Origin of the sequence: Thioalkalivibrio sp., from assembly GCF_007692535.1 — a bacterium.
Classification (GTDB): Bacteria; Pseudomonadota; Gammaproteobacteria; order Ectothiorhodospirales; family Ectothiorhodospiraceae; genus Thioalkalivibrio.
The window spans coordinates 1-7,931 of record NZ_REBW01000054.1; the positions used below are offsets into that span (position 1 = coordinate 1).

Consider the following 7,931-nt stretch of genomic DNA (forward strand, 5'->3'; position numbering starts at 1 on the left):
CGTTCCAGGCTGGTCGCGAGCGCGCCCTGGGAACTGTTCAGGTTACGCTGGGCGTTCAGCGACATGATGTTGGTATTGATGACCTGTGCCATTTTATTTTCCCTCTCTCAGGAGTCTTTAGATTTAGCCTACCGCCCTTGGTGGCGGGTCTTCGGACGGCGCAATATGCCGCTTTCAGGGGTTGTATCGGCCCGAGGTCTACAAGCTTTAGGGGGATGGCTTGACTTTTTCAGAGGGGCGCGCCGGCGGCAGGACATGCACCGCTATTCAATGCCTTCGGGCCTCAGTCGACCACGTGGCCACCGCATTGCGTTGACGCTTTATTCACCTTGAGGCGGGTTGCGGGCGTGGTGGAACCTGCCCCGACGGCACCCCGCTGGGCGCAGAGAAACCCGCCCGGCTTCCGGTCCGATCAGGTCAGCACGTCGATACTGTGCAGGGTGAGGATGCCGGGCTCCCGGGCCAGCCGGGCCTCGAGGCGCTCCCGCAGCTGCCGGATCTCCGCTGCGGGGATGTAGTCTTCGCGCCGGTCGCCGTTGCGCTGCCCCCAGCCTCCGGGGCGGCCGGTCGATTCCGCCGCGCGTTCCCTGGCGACGTCAACCCGTATCCGCGCCGCCATCTCCGCGTCGTCGCGAGCGGGCCGATCGGATCTTGACCCGTCGATTTCGGTGTGTCGGCCGGCGGCCGCATGTTCCGGCTCGTTCACCGGCCGCAGGGACTCGGTGATCACCGCGACGGCGCCCCCACCCGGGCGATCGCCGACCCACGGCCGATTGACCGGCGCGCTGGGCAGGGTGACGACCGGTTTATCGATGAGCATCGCGGCTGTCCGGGGCGGTTTTTACCGGGTAGTAGTGTAGCAGGACGTGCTTGAAACGATTGACATTCTGGGCTTTGGCCCCGGGGTCACCATCCCGCTCCGTATCCATGTTCCGGCCGAGACGGATTTCCGGCGCTTCCCACGCGGAACATCGCTCCGATTGGTGTCGAGATTCCGTCATGGCACAAAGAATTCCTCGTATATTACTGTTTTTTATGCTTTTTTATTCCTGGCACGAAAATCGCTTATTAGCAGATGACTGAAGCCACGGAATCCGATTCATGAGCCAGACATTCGCCGAAAGCATCCTGCGTTCCTTCCCCCGGGGGATCTCCAGTGGGATCTCCAGGGACAACCAGCCACTGCCGAACAGCGCTGAGATCGCCCTCACGCCCGCCGAGCTGGCCTTTCAACTGCAAACCACGCTGGAACCCGAGTCCGTGCTGGGACGTTTCTCACGGGTCATCCAGTTGACCTTCCCCCACGACGGCTTCAGCTACGACCATCCGGGCGCAGGCCTGCACGTCAGCCAGGGGCGGCTGTCTCGGCACAGTTGCACCTACACCCTGTCCGTGAACGGTGAGGATCTGGGCGAACTGCGCTTCCTGCGGGGACGGAAGTTCCGGGAACAGGAACTGGCAGAAATGGAGACGATGCTCGCAGGCCTGGTCTATCCGCTGCGCAGCGCGCTCCTGTACCGGCAGGCCGTGCAGGCTTCCCAGACGGATCCGCTGACCGGCGTATACAACCGAAAAGCGCTGGATCAGCTGCTGACGCGTGAACTCGCAAGCTTCGAACGTGGCGGCGAGATGGTGGCCCTGCTGGTACTCGACCTGGATCACTTCAAGCGCGTCAATGACACGCTCGGCCACTCGGTGGGCGACCGCGTGCTGAAGGCAGTCACCGGCTGCCTCGTGGAGGCCACCCGGGCCTGTGACATGGTGTTCCGCACGGGCGGCGAGGAGTTCGTGATCCTGATGCGGATCGCCCGTCCCGAGGATGCCGCGCCGGCCGCGGAGCGGGTCCGGGCGGCCGTGGAATACTGCGCGGCCGTGCAGGACGCGGCCCCCGGCCAACACGTGACCGCCAGCATCGGCGTCGCGCTCGCGTGCCGACGCGACACGCCGCTGACACTGTTTGACCGTGCAGACAAGGCGATGTACGAGGCGAAACGGGCGGGACGCAACCGCGTGCAAGCGCAGGCCTGAAGACCCGGATGCGGGTGGCGCTGGGCGGCAGATGATCCTGGATGACGTGACCGCCCAGCCACCCCCCTCTCCCGAAAGCGGGCGAGAGAAAAGAACAGGCCCTGGGTACAGGGAATCCAATAAGCCTGCATCGACTAGTCCGTCAACGGCCGCTTGCGGATCTGTTCCCGTTCAAGCGAGTAGATCGCTTTCATCAGCGTGCGCTCGACCGACTTGTCGAGACCGAAAAACCGCTGGCCGGCACGAATCAGCTTCTGTCCGTATTCCTGCTGCATGTAGCGGATCTCGGCCGTGCAGCTGATCGTCTGCCCGTCGGGAAGATCCAGGGCCCGGACGGTGACGACGTCGAGTGGTGCAAGCGGACAGTCCTGGGCGAGCTGCATCCCGAATCCGCCGAGCGAAATATCCAGGAGCCGCCCGGTGACCTCGAACCGCTCCTCCATCACCAGGTGTACCCGCAACTCCAGGCTGCGGGGCACGTAGGCCCGGAAGAAGGCACGGCGCTGGAGGTATTCCAGTTGCTGCGGCATCGCAACGCGGTAGAAGGCGATGTCATTCTCGACCCCGACGTCAAACACCTCCCCGACGAAGCGCGTGGGCACGCCGCCGAGCACGCCCGTCAACCGCAGCCGGGTGCCGAGGCCCACACGCTCGTGTCCCCTGTCCGGAGCCAGTTCATCGAGAACGATGGTCCCGGTCAACGGATTCACGTCCAGGAGCGCCGTCGTATACCCGTTTTCGTCACCTTCCAGTTTCGCGCTGAGCAGGACACGTCGATCCCACAGGTTCTGAAGCATCCGATGCACGCGCGCCGGATTCGTGATCAGTTCCCGACGCGGTCGGCTGTCGAATCCCCGGAAGTCGGCTGGTTCCGCCAAGCTCATGTCCATCGTGCTGCACATCCCTCAGGTAGGGCCACATGATCTACGGTGACGGTAGCGTCTGCAGGATTCATCACTCGGGGCTCATCCGCATCGCGAAATCGTCAGGCCAGACGCATTTGAACGAGTCTGCATATCCAGCGATGGCTGGCTTCGGGACGCCGATGACTTTTGGGTCGCGGGGAAGTTTGGTGACTGCGGAGCAAGGCAGGGCGCGTCGGCGGAGCATCACCGCCCGACGCACTCAGGCCTCGGAGATGTGGCGGGATGGCCCGCTGGCCACCGTGCGACCGCTGGGATCGTAGAGCTCCATGCGGGAATCCTCTCCACGGAGGATCTGGAGCGCCTGTTGGACTTGCCGCTGATGCGTCTGCACCACTCCGCCATTGATCTGGTTATGCCGGCGGCAGCGCTCCATGGCGTCCTGCAGGCGGCCCCAGAGGGGGCGCATCAGCCCCTCCTGGTCCCAGACCCGCAGGCATGCCTCGATGCCCTGACGGTCCGGCTCGAATCCCTCGGCCTGCAGCAGGGTCGTCTGCTCGCGGGTGATCCGTTCCAGGGACTGTGCAATCTGGTGTTTCGTGGTCACCGCGTCGTCGAGCTTTTCCAGATCCCGCAAGGACAATGCCCGGGTTTCCCTCTCGAGAACGGCCTCCAGTGACAGGGCATCGCGCACTGCCTGGTTGAGCAGGTCGTGCAGTCTCTCCGGTGCGGCCTCCGAGGCTCTCATGAAATCAGAGCCCTTCCATTCGGATCAGGCCCGCAGCGATCCGCTCCGGGCTCACTTCATAACGGCCTTCCTCGATCGCCTGGCGAATCTCGCTCACCTTCTTGCTGTCGACTACGGGCTGTTCACTGGCCGTCTGGGCAAGATCGCTCAGGCTATTGGTCAGCGTGACCTTGTCAGCGCCAGCGGAGCGGCCCTGGGAGGCGCTCCCATCGGACACGGACCCGTTACGGTTCTCCGCCACGCTGCGCCCCTCGTTGCTGGCGCGCGCATGGGTCTGTGACGGGTTCTTGATCTCTATCGACATTTCCAAATTCCTCGGGCCTCGTTTCCACCCTTTGCTAGCCTATGTGTCGGCAACCACGGAGCAAACTTTAGTGCCAGCGGTCACTGTAGCCGCATTTCCCCTCGGCAGGCCACCCATTCGCGCTCGTCCGAGTCGCATCGGCTACATGCTTACGCCCACGGTACCGTGGGAAAGTACCAACCCTTCCACGATCCGATCGGACGAGAGGTTGCGCACCCGGACCCGATCGCCGTGGGCACCATTTCCCAGGGCCTCCCCCTCAACCCGGACCACGACCGAGGCGTTCTCCGCCAACAAAGTGACCCGCTGACCGCGCTGCACCAGACGCGGCGGCTCGACCATCTGGGGCGTCAGCAGCGTGCCCGCCTGCAGGGCACGCCGCAGGACCATGCCACGCGTGCTGTCGGGATCCGTCAGGTACCCGCTGGAGAGGCTGCCCACATCCTGTCTTTCGAGGCGAAGATGCGAGGCTTGCAGAACCGTGCTTCGGGGGAGGGCTTCCGAGAGCACCACCACCTCACCCTGTACGCTGATCTCGACCGGCACATACAGGGTCCAGGTCACGGGGCCCAGGCACCGAACCCCCACGGTGCTGTTGCCGGCCGTGCGGCTGCCGGGCGCCATGAAGGCCTCCAGGCCCTCTTCACAGGACCGCAGACGCAACCGGGAATCCAGGCGACCCGGGGTCACGCTGACATCGAACCGGGCATCGTGGGCCTGGCGGGCCTCGATCTCCATGAAGCTCGTGGCGGCACGGAGAATGTTCTCGTGCGGCTCATCGATCGCGCTGGCGGTCGGGGCCAGCGCCATTCCCACCGTGATCAGCCAGAGAACCCCCAGACACTTGCGCCGGATCATTGCTGCATACCTCCCGTCTCGCATCGACCGTTCACGCGGTGGCATCTGCCAGATTGATGACGCACGCGGTCTCTCAAGGGGTCTTGATGCAAGTCATATGCCAGTTCCCGCGGCGCCGTATCGGAACGATGCCTCACAGGAAGTTGAACAGCGACAGCCGCTGCACCTGGACGAAGGTCTGCTGCGCCGCCTGCAGCGCCGTCTGCTGGAGGTTGAACCGGCTGATCGCCTCCGCGTAGTCGAGGTCCTGCACCTCGGACAGCGCGGTTTTCACCTGCAGCAACTGGTCCTCGTTGACCCGGCTCTGGGTCTCCACCGTGTTCATTCGCGCGCCCAGGCTGGTCCGCGTCTCGAGCAGACGCCCGAGCGCCTGGTCGAGATCGCCCAGTGCCTGGCCCATTGCCCCATGGAAGCTTTCGCTTTCGCCGTCTCCGTCGGCATCGGGTCCGTTCTTCAGAGCGCTGACGACATCCGCGTAGAGATCGAACAGCATTCTCGGCTCAGGACCGTCTTCACCCGGGGGCTTTACAGAAAATACGCTCTGCCCCGGATCGCCAACCGGCACCGTGCGCACCGCGCTGATCTGGACCGCCCGCTGGCCGTCGTCGCCCGCATACCTGACACGGTTTCCTTCGTCGATGAAGGGCTGGTCCCAGGAGCGGAGGCCCGCGAACAGGTACTCGCCGTTCGCATCCTGGCTGTTTGCAAGTTGCAGAAGCTCGTCCCGCACCTGCGCGATCTCTCCGGCAATCATCGCGCGGGTCTCGTTGGTCTGGCTTCCGTTGTTGCCCTGCACCACGAGTTCGCGCACCCGTTGCAGGCCGTCCCCCACTGAGGTCAGCACCGTTTCGGTGGAACGCAGCCGTTGCGTCACCGACAGCGCGTTGCGTTCGTATTGTTCGAGCTTGCCGACCGCGCTGGTGAGCTGCAATGACTTGACTGCGCCGCTGGGGTCGTCGCTGGGGCTCAGAATGCGTTTCCCGGACCCGAGCTGAAGCTGGGTGCGGGACAGATCCTGCTGGCTGCGCTGGATGTTGTCGACACCGCTACGGAAGACCTGGCTCGTGGATACTCGCATCTCTGTTACCGCCTCACCGCGCCGAGCAGTGTGTCGAAAAGTGTGCTGCTCACGGCGATCACCTGTGCGGCGGCCTGGTAGGCCTGCTGATAACGCAGCAGGTTGGCCGCCTCCTCGTCCAGGTTCACGCCGGAGATCGAATCCCGCTGGTTTCTCGCCTCTTCGAGGAGACGCGCCTGGGATGCCGACGCGACCTCGGCCTGCCGGGTCCGGGTCCCCACCTCGCCGATCATGGTGTTGTACCCCCCCTCGAGGGTCGCCGTACCACCGGCCAGGAATCGGGCGTCCTGCAAGCCTGCCAGGGCCAATGCGTTGGTATTGTCACCGACGCCACCGGTGTTGGCGCTCACCGTGAAGCGGTCGCCATCGGCGGGCGTTCCCTGGATGGCCAGGGTCCAACCGTTGTGCCGGACCTCTGTCACGCCCGACGGGTCGAGTGGCACCACTTCCCCGCCCACCTCGAACTGCGAGGATCCCGCGTTGAAGGTGACCGTGGCGGGGCTCGTGTCCAGCGCTTCGGCGTTCTCTGCCTGCACCGAACGCGCGACCGCGACCCCGGTATTTTCCGAGTCGGCGCTGACACGGACCGGCGACCCGGCAGCGACCTGGCGCGCGTCGCTGATGACCGTGCCGATCTGCTGCGCAGCGGTGCGTGTGGGCCGGACGAGGAAGCTGTCCCCAGCGGCCGCACCGGTGATCGCGTCCGTATCGATGGCAAGACCCACAGCTTCGGGATCGACGGGCTGGCCGCTGGGGACCCGCCGCAATTCCCAATCCGAACCGTCGAATCGAAGCCGATAGTCCTCGGTGGTGAGCTGTCCCGGGTCGGCGATGGTCACCACGGGCTGGCCAGCCGCGCTGTTGTCGGAGCGAGCGAGAACCTCGGCTTCCGGCAGCCGGAAGAAGTCGCCACCGACGTTGCCCAGCAGGTCCTGTCCCAGCGCGTGCTGTTCGTTGAAGGCCTCGGCCAACCCGAGGGCCGTGCGTCCCAGCGCGTTTTGCGCCACGTCGAGCACGGACGAGCGCACGTCCAGCAGCGCGCCCAACCTGCCTCCCGTCATGAAGCGGCTGATGTCCGCCACATTTCCGCCGGTGGACGCGTAACCGATACCGATCTGCGTCGGATCCTCACCCAAAGGTGCGGCAGTGAGCATGGAGGCGGTACTGCCCACCACGAGGCTCTGCCCATTACCGACGAAGACGTTGAGCGACCCATCGTCCTGGGCAACGGTGCTCACGTTCACCCGCTCGGCCAACTCGCGCACCAGCTTGTCGCGCTGGTCGAGCAGGTCGTTGGGGGGCGCACCACCGGCGCGGCCCATGGCTCCGACGATGCCGCGGTTCACTTCCGCCAGCGCCTTGGAGAGGCCGTTGATCTCGTCCACGGTCGTCTGGATCTGCCCGTTGACCAACGCCCGTTGATCATCCAGCCGCTGATGGAGGAATCCAAAGCGGTCGGACAGAGAATCCGCCTCCGATATCAGCACCTGACGTGCCGGCAGCGAGGTGGGATCCGTGGCCACGTCCTGGGCGGCGGCAAAGAAGCTCTGCAGCCCGGGGGCGAGACCGGAATCGGGGTTCGCGAGCAGGGAATCGACCCGTTTCGCGTAGTCGTGGAACGCCGAATACTGCGCGCTCGAAGAAGTCGCGGTTCGCAGCTGATTTTCCACGAACTGGTCGAAAACGCGGTTCACGCCACCCACCTCCACGCCCGTACCAAAATAGCCGTTGCCGGCGAACTGCGGCGTGCGCGTGTTCAGATCCAGGCGCTGGCGGCTGTAGCCCTCGGTCGCAGAATTGGAGATGTTGTGGCCGGTCACCGACAGGCCGCGCTGAGATGCAAGCAGCCCGGAGGTGCCAATACCGAGGAGTCCGCTACTCATCGAAGTTCTCCGGGAAATTCTCGAGGCCCACCATCATGCTCTGCATGCACTGTTTCTCCTTCATCAGCTTGTCGGCGCCGCTGCACCGGACTTGAGGCCCACTGTCTGCGGCAGCGTGCCCCGGCTCAGGATGTCGAGGATCTTGTCCGCGTAGACCGGGTCGGTCGCA

General features: G+C 64.8%; 8 protein-coding genes and 1 pseudogene. 1 reads left to right on the forward strand and 8 read right to left on the reverse strand.

The features are described from left to right. A pseudogene (locus EA346_RS01250) lies at positions 1 to 92 on the reverse strand (flagellin); the annotation flags it as partial. A 320-nt stretch (positions 93 to 412) separates the two neighbouring features. Continuing rightward, the gene (locus EA346_RS01255; RefSeq protein ID WP_296754646.1) at positions 413 to 820 is read right to left on the reverse strand and encodes a hypothetical protein; all 408 of its coding nucleotides are present in this window, start codon (positions 818 to 820) and stop codon (positions 413 to 415) included. A gap of 281 nt (positions 821 to 1,101) precedes the next feature. On the opposite strand from EA346_RS01255, the gene EA346_RS01260 reads away from it, so the two are divergent. After that, positions 1,102 to 2,028, forward strand: a complete 927-nt coding sequence (locus EA346_RS01260) for a GGDEF domain-containing protein (protein WP_296754648.1) — start codon at positions 1,102 to 1,104, stop codon at positions 2,026 to 2,028. A gap of 134 nt (positions 2,029 to 2,162) precedes the next feature. Here EA346_RS01260 and EA346_RS01265 read toward each other — a convergent pair whose 3' ends face one another. From EA346_RS01265 to flgK, 6 genes are all read right to left on the reverse strand, one after another. Next, entirely contained in the window at positions 2,163 to 2,912 is a 750-nt protein-coding gene (locus EA346_RS01265) for a flagellar brake protein (RefSeq protein WP_296754650.1), read from the reverse strand. 241 nt (positions 2,913 to 3,153) lie between these two features. Continuing rightward, positions 3,154 to 3,639, reverse strand: coding sequence for a flagella synthesis protein FlgN (locus EA346_RS01270; protein ID WP_296754653.1), 486 nt, complete (start codon positions 3,637 to 3,639; stop codon positions 3,154 to 3,156). A gap of 4 nt (positions 3,640 to 3,643) precedes the next feature. Next, positions 3,644 to 3,943, reverse strand: coding sequence for a flagellar biosynthesis anti-sigma factor FlgM (flgM, locus tag EA346_RS01275; RefSeq protein ID WP_296754655.1), 300 nt, complete (start codon positions 3,941 to 3,943; stop codon positions 3,644 to 3,646). A 141-nt stretch (positions 3,944 to 4,084) separates the two neighbouring features. Beyond that, on the reverse strand, positions 4,085 to 4,801 hold the full coding sequence (flgA, locus tag EA346_RS01280) for a flagellar basal body P-ring formation chaperone FlgA (RefSeq protein WP_296754657.1): 717 nt from the start codon (positions 4,799 to 4,801) through the stop codon (positions 4,085 to 4,087). Positions 4,802 to 4,934: 133 nt separating this feature from the next. After that, positions 4,935 to 5,879: a flagellar hook-associated protein FlgL gene (flgL, locus tag EA346_RS01285; protein ID WP_296754659.1), complete on the reverse strand. Its 945-nt coding sequence runs from the start codon at positions 5,877 to 5,879 to the stop codon at positions 4,935 to 4,937. Positions 5,880 to 5,884: 5 nt separating this feature from the next. After that, positions 5,885 to 7,762, reverse strand: a complete 1,878-nt coding sequence (flgK, locus tag EA346_RS01290) for a flagellar hook-associated protein FlgK (protein ID WP_296754661.1) — start codon at positions 7,760 to 7,762, stop codon at positions 5,885 to 5,887. Positions 7,763 to 7,931: the final 169 nt, after the last annotated feature.

What these genes read in the sequence shown, in the direction of transcription:
- EA346_RS01255 (WP_296754646.1), bottom strand. Translation starts at nt 820, where the DNA reads ATGCTCATCGATAAACCGGTCGTCACCCTGCCCAGCGCGCCGGTCAAT.
- EA346_RS01260 (WP_296754648.1), top strand. Translation starts at nt 1,102, where the DNA reads ATGAGCCAGACATTCGCCGAAAGCATCCTGCGTTCCTTCCCCCGGGGG.
- EA346_RS01265 (WP_296754650.1), bottom strand. Translation starts at nt 2,912, where the DNA reads ATGAGCTTGGCGGAACCAGCCGACTTCCGGGGATTCGACAGCCGACCG.
- EA346_RS01270 (WP_296754653.1), bottom strand. Translation starts at nt 3,639, where the DNA reads ATGAGAGCCTCGGAGGCCGCACCGGAGAGACTGCACGACCTGCTCAAC.
- flgM (WP_296754655.1), bottom strand. Translation starts at nt 3,943, where the DNA reads ATGTCGATAGAGATCAAGAACCCGTCACAGACCCATGCGCGCGCCAGC.
- flgA (WP_296754657.1), bottom strand. Translation starts at nt 4,801, where the DNA reads ATGATCCGGCGCAAGTGTCTGGGGGTTCTCTGGCTGATCACGGTGGGA.
- flgL (WP_296754659.1), bottom strand. Translation starts at nt 5,879, where the DNA reads ATGCGAGTATCCACGAGCCAGGTCTTCCGTAGCGGTGTCGACAACATC.
- flgK (WP_296754661.1), bottom strand. Translation starts at nt 7,762, where the DNA reads ATGAGTAGCGGACTCCTCGGTATTGGCACCTCCGGGCTGCTTGCATCT.